We start from the raw sequence: 17,166 nt of genomic DNA, 5'->3' as shown, positions 1-17,166 counted from the left end.
AGCCTGGATTTGCAATGTGCGGCAAGCAATCGAAACTTTTTTGATTTACCCATAGTATGTCTGCCTGATATGCTGGATTCTGCAGGTTCGGCATATACTGAACGGCAGGCTGCGGAAAGGTATGAGGGGTGAGATGGGGATTTTTTCAGGGTTAAAAAATCTTGGGCTGGGGAATATGGAAGGCCTGAACCTTTTTGAGGAGCCGAAAAAGGAGGAGAGCAGGAGTAAACCTGCTCCTGTTGCTCCGCCAAAGCCTCAGGAGAAGGACCTGATTTATGACAGATCTTTTGTCTGCCCGGTGTGTGACAGTTCCTTTACGGCTAAAATCATGAAGACAAGCAAGGCGCGGATGCTGGGATCAGACCAGGACCTGCGGGCCAGATACGAGAATATTGATGCCGCCAAATACGAGGTGGTAATGTGCCCTGTCTGTGCCTATGCCGCGTTGATTCGGTACTTTACCAATGTGACATCGGCTCAGGCGAAATTAATTAAGGAAAAAATCAGCCAGACAGTACATCTTACTGCCTATGACGAAGAGACTTACAGTTATGAGCAGGCTATGGAGCGCTATAAACTGGCGTTGGTAAATGCAGTGGTAAAACGTGCGAAAACAAGTGAAAAGGCATATATCTGTCTGCGCAATGCCTGGCTGCTCAGGGGCTATGGAGAGAGCCTGCGGGAGAAGGAGAATCCGGACACAAAGTTGATTGAAGATCTGGAAAAGCAGGAGAATGAGTTCCTGGAGAATGCATACAGGGGATTCACGGAGGCCAGACAGAGCGAAATGTTTCCCATATGCGGAATGAATACCATCACCATTGACTATCTGTTGTCCGTTCTGGCTATACGGTTTAAAGAGTATGATGTGGCGACCAAATTGCTGAGCACTGTCATCACTTCTTCCGGAGCCAACGCGCGTATCAAGGATAAGGCCAGAGAGATGAAGGAGCAGATTCTGCGGGAGCAGAGCAGGAAGTAAAGCAGGTGGGGAAGAAGCTTGAATAAAATGACTTTTCAGCTGCGTACAGACGGCGGGAATTGTCTGTATGAGCAGATTTATGAACACATTAAAAAGGAAATCAGGGAGAGGAAGCTGCTCGCGGGAGAGAAGCTTCCTTCTACACGTTTTCTGGCGGAATATCTGCAGGTGGCCAGAAGTACAGTGGACTGTGCCTATGGTCAGCTGCTCAGTGAAGGCTATATAGAGTCCCGACCCTGTAAGGGATATTTTGTATGTCCCATGGAGGATCTGTTTTTTCTGGAGGAAGAAAGTGCATCCGGGGCGGAAGAGAAGCACAGTTCACTTTCCGGAGCGGAGCGGACAGGCAGGACAGATCCGGGAAAGCAGCCGGGAAAAGCGGAAGCGGTGGGAGAAGGGAAATTTTCTGTGGATTTTTCTCCTTTTGACATTGATATGTCAGGGTTTCCCTTCGGCGTCTGGAAGAAAATCACGAAAAATATACTCACATATGCAAACAGCGACTTGTTTGCCAAGGGGGAATCTCAGGGGGATGAAGAGCTGCGCAGAACCATTGTCAGATATCTGCATTCTTCCAGAGGCGTGAACTGCAGGCCGGAACAGGTTATCGTGGGAGCCGGAAATGATTACCTGCTTCTTCTGTTGGAGAAGATACTGGGCCGGCATATTCGCATTGCCATGGAAAATCCCACCTATAAGAGATCATACAGAATGTTTCAGTCTTTCGCGTACCGCATAGCAACCGTGGATATGGACGAGTCCGGCATGCGGGCGGATAAGCTCGGAGAAGCAAAAGTCAGCGCCGCCTATGTCATGCCATCTCATCAGTTTCCCACAGGAACGGTGATGCCCATCGGAAGGAGAATGGAGCTGTTGAAGTGGGCGGACGGGGAACCGGACAGATACCTGATTGAGGATGATTACGACAGTGAATATCGGTTTCGCGGCAAACCGATTCCGGCGCTGCAGGCCTCGGACCGGCACGGCAGGGTGATTTATATGGGGACATTTTCCAAAGCGATTGCGCCGGCCATTCGTATCAGCTTTATGGTTCTGCCGGATAAGCTGCTGGAAAAATATCGCAGAGATTTCTCCTTTTATTCCTGTACGGTATCGCGTATCGACCAGAGTATACTGAATGAATTCATCCGCGACGGGTACTTTGAACGCCATCTGAATAAGATGAGAAAAATATACCAGGCAAAGCATGAGCTTCTGCTGGAATGCCTGCAGCCCATGCGGAAAGATTTCCTGATATCCGGAGAGAATGCGGGATTGCATATTCTGCTGACGGCGAAGCGGGGGATGCCGGAGCGGGAACTGGTGAAACAGGCTGCGGAAAAAGGCGTGCGGGTTTACGGACTGTCGGAAAGCATGGTGGAGGAGGCACCCGACAGCGCCACGGTTCTGCTGGGATTCGGCGGCCTGACAGAGAGAGAGATCGAAGAAGGAACAAGGCTTTTGAGAGAAGCCTGGGAACAATAGAAGCAGGGAAATGTGTCTCAAAAGCAGAAGGGCCGCTGTTCAGCGGCTCTTCTCAGTTATCATTGATGGGCGGTTCCTCGTCGGAACTGTCTTCTTCGTCAAAAAATTCTTCCACACTTTCTTCGTTCTTATCCGTGCTCTGTGCCACCTGCTCTGACAACGGGGTAAAGGAGCTCTCCTGCTTTTCAGGAACCTCCTCTTTCTCATCAGCAGATTCTGCGGAGGCGTCTTCCGGATTCAGTGAGACATAGCTGCGGGAGCTTTCGGATTCCGCTTCGGAATCATCGCTGAAATCATCATAATCTTCGTCGACGATTTCCTTTGCAGATTCCTTTTTCATAAAGTAATAAACAGCGGCGGCAGCAGAACCCACTGCAGCGGTAAAGAGTAGAAATTTTCCAAATTTTCTGGCCATAGGTAACTCCTTTCAATTGGTTGTTTATACCAATTAATATTAATACTATTTTGCAGAATTGAAAAGGGAATATACACAAATTTATGAAAAATTTTAGGATTTCATTCCCCGGAGGGGAGGGAGTATGGTATAATGATTCTGCATTCGCAGAATACAAGTCAGCCTGCGCTGACTTGCCATCACTGCGTGATGCATTATACCTGGAAGTCCATGGCTTGAAAAGTAAATGCCCCTTCGGGGCGCTTCCTTTTCTGCGCACATGGTATAATATGCACATATGCCCGGCATGAAGCGGCCGAATGGCCATCCATACCATGATTGAACTATAATCATGGTATAATGATTTTATCATAATCAGGAGCACCGGAAATGAACAGTAAGTTTTTTGATCTGAAAAAAGAAAAGCAGGACAGAATGATTAACGCCGCGCTGAAGGTATTTGCGCTTCAGGGCTACCGCCATGGCAGTACGGACGACATTGTCAGAGAAGCCGCCGTCAGCAAGGGACTTCTGTTTCATTATTTCGGCAGTAAGCTGGGTGCTTATCGCTTTGTCTATGATTACAGCGTCAGGTATATGAACCTGGAACTGCGGTCCACTGTAAATGCCGGTGAGAAGGACCTTTTCACTGTCATGAAACAAATCGAATATGCCAGGATGCGGGCCATGAAGGGCTATCCTTATATGCAGCAGTTTCTGAATCGTTCTCAGTGGGAGGACTCCTGTGAGGCGCTTTTGTCTGTGGAGGAGAAACGCAGCGACCTGGCAGAGACTTATGCCACAATCGGGAATCAGATTGATTACGATGCGCTGCCCGGGGGCGTGGACGGCGAAAAGCTGCGGAAGATGCTGGACTTTACCGTCAAGGGACTGCTGGCAGAGCGATTCCAGGACGCTTCCTTTCAGCCGGAAATGCTGTACGAGGAAATCTGCGGTTATCTGGACATGATTCGGAATATGATATATGAAACAGGTTCCTTCATTCCCGATGAGAATCCTGTGTGATGAATTCTCATTGGGAACGATTTCAGAGGGAATGCCGGTGGTTTATTTGGGCTTGTAAGGGCCGTCCGCCGGATAGCCGCCCTTTAGTTTCTGCATGCCGCGCTGGATGGCGTCTCTGGAGTTCTTCCAGTCGGCGTCTTTGTTGCGGTAATCGAATTTTTCCACCATCCAGGCCACATCTTCCGCCAGACGTGCCATGTTGTTCTCCATCAGGGGGAACATGGTGTGATAAAAGCTGTCTTTTTCACTGTTTGACAGTCTGCTGTCAGACGCTTCGCACAAGTCTCCGAAGTGATGGAGGCAGAAGCCTTTCCCGTTTTCGATTTTTTTCCGGAATTCTTCGTCCTGCTTCCACAGATAGAAAAAGGTATCCATGTACCGGGTGTAGGTGTCGGCGAAATGACTGCATATGTAACAGGAATTTTCTTTCTCCTTTACCCACATGCCGATGGCATTGCCGCCTTCTGCCGCCTTGCGGAATTTATCCTTAAAGGAGGATTTGCCGGGGCGGAAATGGGAGAACTCATTTTTCATCTCACTGATGATTTTCTGATAGTGGGTTTTCAGAATCCAGGCGTTGCCCAGGGTATTGCCGTAATCGAACATTTTCTGGAAATGCTGTCTGCAGAAACCTGCCTTATCCGTCATCTCACGGATGTCGGCTTCCATGTAGGAGGAACCGCTGCCCAGCACAAAGTCCAGCAGGTCCTGCTCCACATTTCTCTCAATAAAGCAAAAGGGACATTCGTCACCTGCATTGACGGCGTCATTTAAGGGGATGGTGTATAATTGTTCTTTCATAAAAATCCTTTCTATTGTGAATAATAATTCGCTTTACCATTGTGTGCGGGTCTCTTTCTGTACCTTTGCCGCACAGACTCATGGTCTCTTCCATCAGTTTACAACAGTTTTTACATAATTGCTACATTTTTGTGACAAGTCGCTTTTTTAAATTAATTTTTTTTAAGTTGAAAAGTGGTGTGAGGAAGGATAATATAGTAGTAATGAAGTTACGAAAGATGTGATAATTCTTGGTATTCAGCAGTATAGAATTCTTACTCTTTTTTCTTCCGCTTTTTTTGCTGGCATATGCACTGACCCCGGATAAAATGAAAAACATGACACTCCTGTCAGGGAGTCTTGTTTTCTATGCGCTGGGAGAACCGCGGTCTCTGTTGATCCTCATGATATCCGTGGTGGTCAATTATTTTATCAGTCTGCATCTGGGGCGAAGAGAAAGACTAAAGGGAAAAAATAAGAAAAGAAATAAAAGATTGGAAAGAAGACGCAGATTGCTGTTGATTACGGCGATTATGCTGAACCTGATGCCGTTGGCATTTTTTAAAGGCGGACTGGGGGAAAGAGGTCTTCCGCTGGGAATCAGCTTTTATACGTTTCAGCTTTTATCTTATTTGATTGATCTGTACCGCAGCGGCCGGAAGGGGGAACCCTCCTTTGTGGTATTTGCCACTTATATTACCATGTTCCCACGTCTGCTCTCGGGGCCCATTGTCTACTACAGCGAGGTAGAGACGGCGCTGCACAGGCGTAAGTTCACGGTTCCCGGTGTGCAGGAGGGATTGAAAGTCTTTACCATGGGACTGGCGGCAAAGGTGATGCTGGCAGACAGAATCGGGCTGCTCTGGCAGGAAGTGCAGGTAACCGGATTTGAGAGTATCTCTACTCCGCTGGCGTGGCTGGCGGCGGTTGCCTACTCTCTGAAGATTTACTTTGACTTTTACGGTTATTCGCTGATGGCCAGAGGCCTGGGGAAGATGCTGGGGTTTGAACTGCCGGAAAATTTCCGCACGCCGTATATGGCAGGCTCTGTGAGAGAATTTTATCGGAGATGGCATATAACCCTGGGCAGATGGTTCTGTAACTATGTGTATATTCCTCTGGGCGGTAACCGCAGAGGAGAATTCCGGACTGTCTGTAATCTGCTGGCAGTCTGGTTTCTGACGGCAATCTGGCATGGAGGTACGGCAAATTTTCTGATTTGGGGAATGCTGCTTTGGCTGGCGATTGTGCTGGAGAGACAGCTGAATCGTCTGGGTGTGTGGAAGTACCTGGAGAAGGGGCCCGGGAAGCTGCTTGCTTTTCTTTATCTGTGGGCATTTATTCCTGTGACCTGGATTTGCTTTGCCGTCACGGACATCAATCAGCTCCAGATTTTTCTGGGAAGGATGTTCCATGTGGTTGACGGCATACGGGTCAGCGCGGGGGACTGGCTGAAGGCGCTGACGAATTATGGATGGCTGTTTGCCGTGGGAGGCTTTGCCTGTACGGCGGCGGTACAGAAGCTGTTCCGACGGTTTAAGGACACTTTGCCGGGAATGGTTTTCCTGGTTCTGCTTTTCTGGTGGTGTGTCTGGAGACTGCAGAGAGAGGGGCAGAATCCGTTTATGTATCGGGATTTCTGACGGATTGAGACATCGTGAAAGTGAGATGTGTTTTGAATGATAAAATGGCTGAAAAAGTGGTCTTATATGATTATGCTTGTGGGCACAGGTGCGGTGTATCTGAACAGTGTGGATAACTGGCAGGTATATGCGAAGCCGCTTATGCGGATTCAGAGCTGGTATGAGGATTCCGGGCTGGGGAATCTGTTCGCAGCCGGCGGAGGAATCACAGAGGGAGGCGGCTCGGAGAACAGTGCCGGCGGGCAGGAGGGAGCGGCTGCCGGAGAGGATACCAGTTCCGGGGCAGGAGAAAGCGGGAATGTCCCCGGTACAGGGGATGTACCGGACAGCGATCCGGCGCAGAACCCGGGGGAAGGCCCGTCCGTTGTGGGCGAGGAGGGCAGTCATCTGCCCGGGGAGGAAGGTTTTGGCCCGACGGAGGGAGAAGCTGCCGGGGAAGGCACCGCAGATGGAAGCAATGGACTTCCTTCGGGCGGAGAGACAGGAGAAGGAACGGGAGCTTCCAATGAGAACGGGGCAGGGACAGAACCTTCCGCAGGCGGAATGCCGGAGGAACCGTCGGAAAGCAGTGAGCCGGTGTATATGGCTGTGGAGGATGATTATTTTTCGGATGCCGTGTTTATCGGAGATTCCAGAACTGTGGGCATGTTTGAGTACGGCGGACTGGAAGAGACGGCTGCCTTTTACGCCTCTACAGGACTGACGGTATATAAGATGTTTGATTCCGAAATTGTGTCCGTGCCCGGTGAAAAAAGGAAGATAAGTGTGGAGGAAGCGCTGCAGCAGAATGCTTTTGCCAAAATTTATCTCATGATCGGCATCAATGAGATGGGAACAGGCACAGTAGAGAGCTTTCTGGAGGCATACCAGGGAGCGGTGGCACATCTGCGGGAGCTGCAGCCGGATGCAATCATCTACCTGCAGGGAATTATCAGGGTGACATCGGAGCGGTCTGCACAGGGGGATTACATTAATAATGAGGGAATTGACGCCAGAAATGAGGGAATCGCACAGCTTGCCGACAACGAGACAATTTTCTATCTGGACGTGAATCCGCTGATCTGTGACGAGACAGGGGGAATGATACCCGATTATACCTTTGACGGCGTACATCTGAAAGCGAAATATATCGAAATCTGGAAAGATTATTTGAAGTCTCATGCAATATCTTCTTGACTGTTGGGTGACGAGACATTATCATAGTCTGTGGATAACAGTTCAGCGGGTCGGAGAGACCGGCTGAACTGTTCACTGCAAACGGCGTCAGAGGGGGAAGCCATTGGCAGATTATGGAAGCCATCTGACAGACAGGACAGTCGTGTGGACAAAAGTGCGGAAATTGCGACTGTAAACAATTCAGGAGGAAGAGTTCATGAGCAGAGAAATGAAAACCGCTCCCGGCGGAAAGAGTATCGGTGATACTCCGATTTATGATGCGAAAAGTCTGGGGGCACCTAAGGTCATTGTACTGGGAATACAGCATATGTTCGCCATGTTCGGCGCCACCATACTGGTACCCATGCTGACCGGTCTTGACGTATCCACCACATTATTATTCGCGGGTCTGGGTACCCTGCTGTTCCATTTACTGACCAAAGGAAAAGTACCCGCATTCCTTGGTTCTTCTTTTGCTTTTCTGGGCGGCTATGCGGCAATTGCTCCCATGGCGGACGCATCCGGAAATGCCATGGACAATTCGACGCTTCTTCCGTACGCCTGCTTCGGTGTGGCCTGTGCGGGTCTGGTATATCTTCTGCTTTCCCTTTTGATTAAAATATTCGGTACCGGCAAGGTGATGCGTTTTTTCCCTCCTATTGTCACAGGGCCTATTATCATTGCCATCGGCCTGACACTTTCTCAGTCGGCCATTGACAACTGCTCAGCAGACTGGCTGATTGCTGTGGTGGCCATTGCACTGGTGATTATCTGCAATATCTGGGGTAAGGGAATGGTGAAGATTGTCCCCATTATTATCGGCGTCATCGGCTCTTATGCGCTGGCAGCGGTACTGAACAGGGTTGATTTCACTGCTGTGAAGGAAGCGGCGTGGATCGGGTTCCCCGTTCACTGGAACAGGACGGCATTCTGGGCGTTGTCTGACGGGAATGTATCCCTGCTGATCACCTCTGTCATTACCATTGTGCCCATTGCACTGGCTACCATTGTGGAGCATATCGGAGACGTTTCCGCCATATCATCTACAGTAGGGAAAAATTATATAAAGGATCCGGGACTGCACAGAACACTTCTGGGTGACGGACTTGCAACCATTATGGCAGCCATGTTCGGCGCGCCGGCCAATACTACCTACGGTGAGAACACAGGTGTACTGGCTCTGACAAAGGTGTTCGATCCGCTGGTCATCCGGATGGCGGCGCTGTTCGCCATTTTGTTCTCCTTTTCGCCGAAGTTTGCCGCTGTTATCGGATGTATGCCCACTGCTACCTGCGGCGGCGTGTCCCTGGTGCTTTACGGCATGATTTCCGCAGTGGGAGTCCGCAATATTGTGGAGACGCAGGTGGACTTTGCGAAGAGCCGCAATGTGATTATTGCCGCCCTGATACTGGTGCTGTCCATCGGCATCAACTATAGCGCGGCGGGTGCGGTGGCTTTCTCTGTGGGAGAACTGACCATCCGGTTTTCCGGCATCGCTGTGGGTGCTTTGACAGGAATTATTCTGAATGCCGTGCTGCCGGGAAAGGATTATAACTTTGATGATGACAACCCGAAACACACAGGAGTAGACTTCGCCGTACGCGGCCGCTCGGATAAGTAAAGGGGGACTAAATCAGGAGGCCATTTGTCTATGAAAGTAATTGACATGCACTGTGATACCATCAGCGGACTGCTTGCTCTGAAGGAGCAGGGAGAGCCGGAGGGACTCCGGCAGAACAACCGTCATATTGATTTGCTGCGGATGAAGGAAAGCAGATATCTGATCCAGAATTTTGCTTTGTTTGTCCCTCTGAAGAGCGTCTCCGACCCCTGGGAGCAGGTGTGCAGCCTGTACCGGCTTTATCAGGAAGAGCTGGAGCAAAACAGGGACATTCTGGCGCCGGTACTTTGCTTTTCCGATATTCAGAAGAACGAAGCGGAGGGAAGGCTGTCGTCTCTGCTCACGGTGGAAGAGGGCGGCGTATGTAAAGGAGAGCCGGAGAAGCTCAGGGAATTGTATCAGATGGGCGTCCGCATGATGACGCTTACCTGGAATTTTGACAATGAAATCGGCCATCCCAATCTGAATTCTTCCCGGTATGCGGAAAAGGTGAAATCGGTAATGGAAGCCTGGAAGAACTGTGATTCTCATGTCTCTGCACAGGAGAGAGAGGAGAAAAGACAGGCGGCGGAAGCTGCCTTTGCAGGCTATTATCACACGCCTGATCTGACCGGCGGACTGACTGAGAAGGGCAGGGAAATGGTGGCGGAGATGGAGAAGCTGGGGATGATTCCCGACGTGTCTCATCTCTCCGATGCCGGATTTTATGATGTGCTGGAAGCGACCGGGAAGCCTTTTGTGGCCAGCCACTCCAATGCCAGAGCCGTATGTCCCTGTGTGCGGAATATGACAGATGACATGATTCGGAAGCTCTCTGAGCGGGGCGGCGTCATGGGACTGAATTTCTGTGCGGATTTTCTGGAGGAGAAGCCTCTGGGAGAGAGAAATCCGGGAACCATAGCGGCGGTGGTACGCCATGCGAAGCATATTGTTTCTGTGGGCGGAATCGAAGTGCTGGGGCTTGGAAGCGATTTTGACGGCATTGACACTCACGAAGAGCTGCCGGGGGCCCAGAGCATGGACAGACTGTGGAGTGCTCTCTGTGCAGCCGGATTCTCCGAGGACCAGGCAGAGAAGATTTTCTGGCGGAATGTGCTGCGGGTATATCGGGATACGTTATGAGAAGGCAGGGGGAATTGTGAAGGCAAGCAAGAAGAGAATTACACTTGATTTAACGAAGCCGGAGAAGACAGCGCTGGTAGGTAAGGCGCTGTCTTCGGAGGTGCGGCTGGAGATTTTAAAGCTGCTGATAGAACATTCGGCCAATATCAGTGAAATCGCGGCTGCGGTGGGACTGCCTGCTTCCTCCGCGGCGCTGCATGTGAAGGTGCTGGAGGAGGCGGGCATGATATCGCTGGTGGAAAAGCCGGGAGTGCGCGGCGCACAGAAGGTGTGCGGTATGGCATTTGAAGACATCTATTTTGACGCATTCCGGCATAAAGCAGATCATGCGGACGGAAAAGTGCTGCAGTTTCCCATGCCTGTGGGCAATTATTTTGATTGTGAAATAGCGGGCAACTGCGGGATTATCAGTGAAAAGGGATACCTGGGTGTAGAGGATTTTGTCTCCAGCTTTTACTGTCATGACAGGCATGAGGCACAGCTTCTCTGGTTTAACACGGGATATCTGGAATATCGTTTTCCGACATACCTGATGAAGAACGCCATAATCAGGGAGGTGGCTTTTTCCTTTGAAATCTGCTCAGAGGCACCGGGCTATCAGAATGACTGGCCGTCGGATATTACCGTATGGGTGAACGGACAGGAAGTAACCACCATTCATTCCAAAGGGGATTTCGGCGGCAGAAGAGGGCGGCTGAATCCGGAGTGGTGGGGAGATTCCATGACACAGTACGGAGAATACAAGACGATTAAGGTCAACCAGCTTGGATGCTATGAAAATGATGTGAAGTGTTCAGAGAAAAACCTGGACACGCTCTGCCTGCGGGAAGGCAACTATATCAGCTTTAAGCTGGGAGTTCAGCCTGATGCGGCCCATGTGGGGGGAATGAATCTCTTCGGAGAAAAGTTCGGAGATTATGCCCAGGGGCTTGTGATGAATGTGAAAATTGACAACAGTCAGACAGAGCGGGAAACTCACTAAAAAGGGGGCTGTGACAGCCCCCTGACTTTTTATCTTATTCTTTTTCATCGTTGTAAAGTTCCATAACGATGTCCTGGGGATAATCCCCGAATTTCTCTCCAAACAAGTTAAATCCACCACAATATCTGGCATCTCGTTTTGATTCCAGTCTGAATTTGATGTAATCGCCGTAAGGCACTCCCAATGTGTAGATATTTTCCCTGCTGACCTGAATACCATCGATGTAACAGGCTTTATCTGTGATTTCAAAGGTGCGCAGTTCGCCGTACTGGCTGGAAGTGGCATACCACCAGTCGGGATTCAGGACGCCTTTGCGCCCGCCGAAATCGCCCCTGCAGTGCAGAATGCCAATCTCATGAGTGTTGACGGAAATTGTGATATCGGAAGGCCAGTCGTTATTGTATCCCAAAGCTTCAGAACAGATTTCAAAAGAGAATCTGACACGGTTTACAGAATTGCCTTTAAAAAATGTATTGGAGAATCGGTATTCCAGAAAACCACAGCTGAGCCATATAAGCTGAGCCCTGTATCTGGAAGGGCTGACAAAGACACTGATATTATCCTCAAATCCCAGATTATTCTGCTCTGATGCCATGCCGCAGGAAGGCATCACACTATAGTCAAAATAACTGCCTACGGGCATGGATTCCCGATACAGATAATCAGGAAGTGCGGCATCTTCTTCCTGGAACATATTAATCTGTATTTTATCAATCTGAATGCTGCATAACTTCTGAGAGCCTTTGGAACCGGGGATGGGCCGGACGAAAATCAGGCCGGCGTTTTCCAGAACTCTGATATGCAGTGCGGTGCTGGAAAGAGGAAGCTTAAAAGCTGCCGCAATCTCAGAGATTATGGCAGGTGATTTGGCCAGGTATTCCAGGATTTCCAGGCGTACGGGAGCGGAAAGCGCTTTGCCTACATTGGAGAGTGTTTCCGTATTTTTTAAATTTAGGAGCAGAGTCTGTTTCATAAGGAAAAGTCCTTTCTGTCTGATGAATATGTATGCAATCGTTTAGCCGGAGGCGAAAACGGTCCATATGTTTGAAGGTTCAATATTGGCTATTATAACAAATCTGTAGATAAAAATCAAATTCCTGCAAATAAAAATATAATATATGTATAAAATGGAGTTGATTAAAATATAAAATATGGAAATAAATGGAAGATAAATAGGTAATATTACAAAAATAATTAAAAAATAATTGACATCATTAGATAAATAGTATATTATATAGAAAAATAAATACATAAAATATATAGAAATAAAAATATAAAAACGGAATACAAGAAAGAAATAAGACAGAATTTATGCTTTAAACCAGGAGGCTGGCAGAACACAATTTTTTATGTAAAAGAGGAGGGTTATGATGCGAGGCAGAAAGAGAAAGGGAGATGTCAGGCGTACGCTTGTCAAGGCATGGAACTACAAATGGGTCTACATTATGCTTTTGCCGGTAATCGTATATTTTATCGTATTCCGGTATGCGCCCATGTATGGAATTACTATTGCTTTCAAGGACTACAATATCTTTCAGGGTGTCTTCAAGAGTGAATGGGCAGGATTTTCCGTGTTCCGGAAGATTTTCGCAAATAAGAATTTCTGGTCGGCGATTAAGAATACTTTCCTGCTGAACTTTGCGGCGCTGGCAGTCAGTTTTCCGCTCACCATTATCGTGTCGCTGATGCTGAATGAAATCAGAGGGGTGAAGTTCAAGAAAGTGACACAGTCTGTACTTTATCTTCCCCATTTCATATCCTGGGTTGTGGTGGCCGGTATTGCGACGAACCTGTTTGCCCTGCAGGAGGGAACCATTAACGCTGTCCTGCAGAGAATAGGACTGGAACCCGTTCCTTTTCTGAGCAGCGAAGGCTGGTGGATATTTACCTATGTAATCTGTAATGTGTGGAAGGAAATCGGCTGGGGAACCATTATCTATCTGGCAGCCCTGACCGGGGTGGATGAGAGCCTTTATGAAGCGGCTTATCTGGACGGTGCTTCCAAGTTTCAGCGTCTGGTCTACATAACGGTTCCCAGTATCAAGTCAGTGATTGTGACCATGCTGATTCTCAATATATCGAAAATGATGTCTATCGGACTGGATGCGCCTTTGCTTCTGGGAAATTCCAGGGTGATGGGCGTCTCGGAAGTAATCAGTACCTATACATACAGAATCGGTATTGAAAAAGCGCAGTACAGCCAATCCACTGCCATTGGTCTGTTTCAGTCAGTGGTTAACATTGTGATTCTGCTTGCCGCCGATAAATTTGCGAAAGCAATCGGCGAGGAAGGGATTATATAGGAGGTGAGAGCATGGCTGCGAAAACTGCAGGAAAGAAAAAGAAATTCTCAATTGGTATGGCTGTCATTTATGTCCTGATTACCCTGCTGGCCTTTGCATGTCTGTATCCGTTTCTGAATGTGCTGGCCTGTTCCCTCAGCGGATATAATCCGGTGCTTTCAGGGAAGGTGACTTTTTACCCGATAGATTTCACCATAGAGGCATATAAGCAGATTCTGGGAAGGACCACAATCTGGACCGCCATGAGAACTACGGTTCTGATCACTTTGCTGGGCACGGCTTTGAGCCTGGTGCTTACCATTCTTGCGGCCTATGGCCTTTCCATTCAGGATTTGCCGGGCAGGCGTGTGATGACAGGTTTTATTCTGTTCACCATGTATTTCGGCGGCGGCATGATTCCCACCTTTCTGGTGGTAAAGGGCGTGGGGCTGTACAATACGCTGGGAGCACTTTTTATTCCACAGTCCATCAGCGTATTTAACTTTATTGTCATGAGGACATTTTTCAGAGAACTGCCGGACAGTCTCCAGGATGCGGCACGGATAGACGGTGCTTCGTATATGCAGGTGCTGTTTAAAATCGTTCTTCCGCTTTCTCTGGCAGTGATTGCCACCATCGGATTGTTTTATGCGGTGGGCTACTGGAATTCCTACTTTGACGCGTTGATTTATATTCAGGACGGCGACAAATATACCCTGCAGCTCAGACTGAGAAATATGCTGTTCGGGAGCGAGCTGGGAAATGCAGCCGATGATGTGGGCGGGACGGTGGTAATGCCTCAGTCTCTGAAAATGGCTACGGTAGCAGTATCCACCATTCCGATTCTGATTGTCTATCCCTGGCTGCAGAAGTATTTTGTCAAGGGTGTCATGCTGGGGTCTGTGAAAGGATGAAAATGGATGAAAACCGTAAAAGGTATTAAAGAAAACCTTACGGTATTCATAGATTATTCTTAATTAAGAAAGGAAGGTATCATTATGAAAAAGAAACTGATTTCAGGGCTGCTGACAGTATCGCTTCTGGCTGCATTACTTACCGGATGCGGCAATGGAGATTCCCAGTCGGGCAGTTCGGCTGCGGGCGGATCCAGTGCGGCTGCCAACAACTCTTCCGAAGAGACATCCGGGGGGGGCAGAAGGCGAACAGTCTGAATCTGCCAGCCAGTACCAGACCACATTCGGGTCCAAACAGTTTGACGGGGTGACAATTCAGGTGGAGCTGTGGGATCGTGAGAACAGCCCCGAGGGATCTACAATCACAGACAATAAGTGGACCAGGTACATTCAGGAGAAAATGAGTGCGGTGGGCATTAACGTGGAATTTGTCACAGTGCCCAGAGGAGACGAAGTCAACTGGCTGCGCAGCGCCATGGCAGGAGACACGGCTCCGGATATCGTTCTGACCTATACTTATTCCATTGCCCAGGAATACTATGAGCAGGGCGGTGTATGGGATTTGTCCGAGTTTGTGGATGGCGCTGACCAGGCCCTGAACATGAAGTCCTATCTGGGGCAGGATGTCATTGACTACGGCAGGCTGACAGGCGGCGAGGAGCTTTGCGGTATTATTGCCAGACGTGCCACCACGGCCAGAAGCAATTTCTATGTGAGAAAAGACTGGATGGATGAACTGAATCTGCAGGTACCCACCACAACGGATGAACTGTATGACTTTGTGGAGAAGATGGTGAAGGAAAATCCGGATGGAAGAACTGATATCATCGGAACCAGCACGTGGGATGACGGATATTTCCTTGCGGCATTCTCCAAACTGGCTACCGACCCTACGGAATCTCTGATTGCCTGCAAACTTACAAGAGATTATTTTGACGAAGGCATGAAAGAGCTGTACAAATTTAAGAACAAACTGTATAATAATGGATTGATGGACCAGGAATATTATGCGCGTTCCGGCGATGACTTTACCAGTTTTATCGTGAACGGCAGATATGCGACCTTTGAGGATCATGTGATTGCCAGTGTGGATCTGTCCAGAGGCAGCAGACTGCAGACTCTGCAGGAGAACGATCCCTCGGCTGACCTGGTATCCATTCCGCCTCTGCAGAATATCTGGGACGGAAAGCAGTACAGTACCATTTACTCTCCCGGCGGACTGATCGCATTCTGCCCGAAGAGTGCGGATGCGGAGACAGTGGAAGCCTGCATGACCTATCTGGACTGGCTGTGCACGGAAGAAGGCGGTTTCGTGATTTCTCATGGATTTGAAGGCGAGCACTATAATCTGGAGGAGGGAGCTCCTATCGTGATTGATGCGGCTTATAACTCCAAGGACAAGGACTGGGTCAACGTGGACCTGTTCCTCACCGGAAACTCGGGTTATTTTGCAGATCCCAGTATCTTCAGCAAGAGCACGGCGTTCAAGTATCCCGGATATGAGGATCACGTCATTGCGGATTACGAGCATGCTCTGACAGGCGATTATATCAATGATATTGATGACTCTCTGTACACATCACCTTCTCAGCCGGAGCTGGCCGCAGACATCAATCTGGTGAAGGAAGAGTGGGTTGTAAAGCTGATTACCTGTCCGGAAGCGGAATTTGAAGACAACTATGCGTCCTATATGGCAGCATTGAAGGATGCGGGGGTAGAAACCATTGAGCAGGAGCGGAGAGATCATTTTGCAGGAAACTGATGAAAACCAGTCAATAATTTAACGATAGGGAGGGCTGCTGCAGATTACACAGCAGCCTTTCTTGCTATAAGTGAAATCAGCACTGAAATTGGAGGGATAGAAATGCTTTTTACAAGTAATCTGGCAGAGGCGCCATTTGCAAAGGACCCGGCTGTAGTAAGGCTGGGAGAGCGTTATTTCCTTTACTACAGTGTGTACTTTGGGGATACGCTGGGAATCGGGATCGCGTTTTCCGAGGATATGGAACAGTGGCAGGAATATGGACGGTTTCCCATAACACAGGAGTGTGAGAGCACCGGTGTGGGAGCGCCGGGAGCTGTTGTACGGGATGGAAAAGTTCATCTGTTTTATCAGACTTACGGCACCTGGGAAAAAGATGCCATCTGCCACGCCTGGTCGGCGGATGGCCTTCATTTTGAGAAGGACGAGAGCAATCCCGTCTTCCGACCGACGGCAGACTGGTGCTGCGGACGGGCTATAGACGCGGATGTCTGCCGATTTAAGGACAGGTATTATCTGTATTTTGCCACCAGGGATCATGAAATGCGGATTCAGAAGCTGGGAGCGGCGTGGACGTCGCTTACGTCGGATTTCTCCCGTGACAGCTGGACCCAGGCCTGCAGACACGCGGTGTTGGCGCCGGAGATGGTCTGGGAGCAGGAATGCACGGAAGCGCCGGCCTGTGTGACAGATGGAGATCGGCTGTATCTGTTTTATGGCGGGGCCTATAACCGGAAGCCGCAGCAGATTGGCTGTGCGGTAACGGAGGATGGGATTCATTTTGAAAAGCTGGATTCCGTGCCCTTTCTGGCCAACGGAGAGCCCGGCAGCTGGAATGCGGAAGAATCTGGTCATCCTTTTGCATTTCGGGATGAAGACGGCACGGCATGGCTGTTCTATCAGGGATTTGACGGAGAGACCTGGAGAATTACCAGAAGGAAGCTGGAATTCCGGGACGGAAGACCTGTGCTGGCGGAAGAACAGAGAGATGGACGATAGCGGAATTCAGCGGTAATTG

15 protein-coding genes are annotated in these 17,166 nt (G+C 49.2%); 12 read left to right on the top strand and 3 right to left on the bottom strand.

Features of this window, described 5'->3' with window-relative positions:
• Positions 1–133: 133 nt before the first annotated feature.
• Positions 134–982: a DUF2225 domain-containing protein gene (locus NSB25_RS12275; protein WP_103240015.1), complete on the top strand. Its 849-nt coding sequence runs from the start codon at positions 134–136 to the stop codon at positions 980–982.
• Positions 983–1,009: 27 nt separating this feature from the next.
• Positions 1,010–2,467 (top strand): MocR-like pyridoxine biosynthesis transcription factor PdxR, encoded by a 1,458-nt coding sequence (gene pdxR, locus NSB25_RS12270; protein WP_103239943.1) that lies wholly within the window; start codon positions 1,010–1,012, stop codon positions 2,465–2,467.
• A 52-nt stretch (positions 2,468–2,519) separates the two neighbouring features.
• Here the strand turns inward: pdxR and NSB25_RS12265 are convergent, their stop codons facing one another.
• A complete protein-coding gene (locus tag NSB25_RS12265) occupies positions 2,520–2,882 on the bottom strand; it encodes a hypothetical protein (protein WP_103239944.1) in 363 nt (120 codons plus the stop codon).
• A 369-nt stretch (positions 2,883–3,251) separates the two neighbouring features.
• Here NSB25_RS12265 and NSB25_RS12260 point away from each other — a divergent pair, with 369 nt between their 5' ends.
• Complete coding sequence (locus NSB25_RS12260) at positions 3,252–3,887, top strand: TetR/AcrR family transcriptional regulator (protein ID WP_103239945.1); 636 nt, start codon at positions 3,252–3,254, stop codon at positions 3,885–3,887.
• 42 nt (positions 3,888–3,929) lie between these two features.
• Here NSB25_RS12260 and NSB25_RS12255 read toward each other — a convergent pair whose 3' ends face one another.
• Positions 3,930–4,688, bottom strand: a complete 759-nt coding sequence (locus NSB25_RS12255; RefSeq protein WP_103239946.1) for a DUF6062 family protein — start codon at positions 4,686–4,688, stop codon at positions 3,930–3,932.
• 473 nt (positions 4,689–5,161) lie between these two features.
• Between NSB25_RS12255 and NSB25_RS12250 the strand changes: the two genes are divergently transcribed.
• The 5 genes from NSB25_RS12250 (at position 5,162) to NSB25_RS12230 (ending at position 11,190) form a co-directional block, all read left to right on the top strand.
• Positions 5,162–6,310 (top strand): MBOAT family O-acyltransferase, encoded by a 1,149-nt coding sequence (locus NSB25_RS12250; protein ID WP_242982417.1) that lies wholly within the window; start codon positions 5,162–5,164, stop codon positions 6,308–6,310.
• Between the two features lie 36 nt (positions 6,311–6,346).
• The gene (locus NSB25_RS12245) at positions 6,347–7,486 is read left to right on the top strand and encodes a GDSL-type esterase/lipase family protein (protein ID WP_103239948.1); all 1,140 of its coding nucleotides are present in this window, start codon (positions 6,347–6,349) and stop codon (positions 7,484–7,486) included.
• Between the two features lie 196 nt (positions 7,487–7,682).
• The gene (locus NSB25_RS12240) at positions 7,683–9,086 is read left to right on the top strand and encodes a uracil-xanthine permease family protein (protein ID WP_103239949.1); all 1,404 of its coding nucleotides are present in this window, start codon (positions 7,683–7,685) and stop codon (positions 9,084–9,086) included.
• A gap of 30 nt (positions 9,087–9,116) precedes the next feature.
• Positions 9,117–10,208, top strand: a complete 1,092-nt coding sequence (locus NSB25_RS12235; protein ID WP_103239950.1) for a dipeptidase — start codon at positions 9,117–9,119, stop codon at positions 10,206–10,208.
• A gap of 16 nt (positions 10,209–10,224) precedes the next feature.
• The gene (locus NSB25_RS12230; RefSeq protein WP_103240016.1) at positions 10,225–11,190 is read left to right on the top strand and encodes an ArsR/SmtB family transcription factor; all 966 of its coding nucleotides are present in this window, start codon (positions 10,225–10,227) and stop codon (positions 11,188–11,190) included.
• A gap of 34 nt (positions 11,191–11,224) precedes the next feature.
• Here NSB25_RS12230 and NSB25_RS12225 read toward each other — a convergent pair whose 3' ends face one another.
• A complete protein-coding gene (locus NSB25_RS12225; RefSeq protein WP_103239951.1) occupies positions 11,225–12,163 on the bottom strand; it encodes an ArsR/SmtB family transcription factor in 939 nt (312 codons plus the stop codon).
• A gap of 394 nt (positions 12,164–12,557) precedes the next feature.
• Here NSB25_RS12225 and NSB25_RS12220 point away from each other — a divergent pair, with 394 nt between their 5' ends.
• The 4 genes from NSB25_RS12220 to NSB25_RS12205 all read left to right on the top strand — a co-directional run bounded on the left by NSB25_RS12220 (position 12,558) and on the right by NSB25_RS12205 (position 17,147).
• Complete coding sequence (locus NSB25_RS12220; protein WP_242982418.1) at positions 12,558–13,493, top strand: ABC transporter permease; 936 nt, start codon at positions 12,558–12,560, stop codon at positions 13,491–13,493.
• A gap of 11 nt (positions 13,494–13,504) precedes the next feature.
• Positions 13,505–14,386 (top strand): carbohydrate ABC transporter permease, encoded by an 882-nt coding sequence (locus NSB25_RS12215; protein ID WP_103239953.1) that lies wholly within the window; start codon positions 13,505–13,507, stop codon positions 14,384–14,386.
• A gap of 154 nt (positions 14,387–14,540) precedes the next feature.
• Entirely contained in the window at positions 14,541–16,148 is a 1,608-nt protein-coding gene (locus NSB25_RS12210; protein ID WP_103239954.1) for an extracellular solute-binding protein, read from the top strand.
• A gap of 102 nt (positions 16,149–16,250) precedes the next feature.
• On the top strand, positions 16,251–17,147 hold the full coding sequence (locus NSB25_RS12205) for a family 43 glycosylhydrolase (RefSeq protein WP_103239955.1): 897 nt from the start codon (positions 16,251–16,253) through the stop codon (positions 17,145–17,147).
• Positions 17,148–17,166 lie beyond the last annotated feature (19 nt).

This window comes from Acetatifactor muris, from assembly GCF_024623325.1.
Classification (GTDB): domain Bacteria; phylum Bacillota; class Clostridia; order Lachnospirales; family Lachnospiraceae; genus Acetatifactor; species Acetatifactor muris.
This window is presented reverse-complemented; position numbering and strand designations above follow the sequence as displayed.

Bases quoted from the DNA above. Each gene is read 5' to 3' on its own strand.
- NSB25_RS12275 (WP_103240015.1), top strand. From the start codon at position 134: ATGGGGATTTTTTCAGGGTTAAAAAATCTTGGGCTGGGGAATATGGAA.
- pdxR (WP_103239943.1), top strand. From the start codon at position 1,010: ATGACTTTTCAGCTGCGTACAGACGGCGGGAATTGTCTGTATGAGCAG.
- NSB25_RS12265 (WP_103239944.1), bottom strand. From the start codon at position 2,882: ATGGCCAGAAAATTTGGAAAATTTCTACTCTTTACCGCTGCAGTGGGT.
- NSB25_RS12260 (WP_103239945.1), top strand. From the start codon at position 3,252: ATGAACAGTAAGTTTTTTGATCTGAAAAAAGAAAAGCAGGACAGAATG.
- NSB25_RS12255 (WP_103239946.1), bottom strand. From the start codon at position 4,688: ATGAAAGAACAATTATACACCATCCCCTTAAATGACGCCGTCAATGCA.
- NSB25_RS12245 (WP_103239948.1), top strand. From the start codon at position 6,347: ATGATAAAATGGCTGAAAAAGTGGTCTTATATGATTATGCTTGTGGGC.
- NSB25_RS12240 (WP_103239949.1), top strand. From the start codon at position 7,683: ATGAGCAGAGAAATGAAAACCGCTCCCGGCGGAAAGAGTATCGGTGAT.
- NSB25_RS12235 (WP_103239950.1), top strand. From the start codon at position 9,117: ATGAAAGTAATTGACATGCACTGTGATACCATCAGCGGACTGCTTGCT.
- NSB25_RS12225 (WP_103239951.1), bottom strand. From the start codon at position 12,163: ATGAAACAGACTCTGCTCCTAAATTTAAAAAATACGGAAACACTCTCC.
- NSB25_RS12220 (WP_242982418.1), top strand. From the start codon at position 12,558: ATGATGCGAGGCAGAAAGAGAAAGGGAGATGTCAGGCGTACGCTTGTC.
- NSB25_RS12215 (WP_103239953.1), top strand. From the start codon at position 13,505: ATGGCTGCGAAAACTGCAGGAAAGAAAAAGAAATTCTCAATTGGTATG.
- NSB25_RS12210 (WP_103239954.1), top strand. From the start codon at position 14,541: ATGGAGATTCCCAGTCGGGCAGTTCGGCTGCGGGCGGATCCAGTGCGG.
- NSB25_RS12205 (WP_103239955.1), top strand. From the start codon at position 16,251: ATGCTTTTTACAAGTAATCTGGCAGAGGCGCCATTTGCAAAGGACCCG.